The sequence below is a fragment of the Pseudomonas sp. PS02288 genome, assembly GCF_029959715.1.
Lineage (GTDB): Bacteria > Pseudomonadota > Gammaproteobacteria > Pseudomonadales > Pseudomonadaceae > Pseudomonas_O > Pseudomonas_O kuykendallii.
Map to the genome: position 1 here is coordinate 1 of NZ_JASCPA010000150.1, position 255 is coordinate 255.

1 protein-coding gene is annotated in these 255 nt (G+C 68.6%); it reads left to right on the forward strand.

Translation table 11 applies throughout. From position 1 onward, the window contains the following. Positions 1 to 255, forward strand: a 255-nt coding sequence (locus QMX85_RS23450) for an aldehyde dehydrogenase family protein (protein ID WP_282344968.1), incomplete at both ends; no start/stop codon positions are given.

Below are 255 nucleotides of genomic sequence, written 5' to 3' on the forward strand. Positions count from 1 at the left end.
AGAAGACCGGCATGCCCAAGGGCGTGTTCAACATGATCTACGGCGGCGGCGTGGGCGAAGCGCTGGTCAAGCACCCGGCGATCCAGGCGGTCGGCTTCACCGGCTCGCTGCGCGGCGGTCGTGCGCTCTGCGACATGGCGGCGGCGCGTCCGCAGCCGATCCCGGTGTTCGCCGAGATGAGCAGCATCAACCCGATGCTGCTGCTGCCCGAGGCGATCAAGGTGCGTGGCGAGAAGATCGCCGCCGAACTGACCG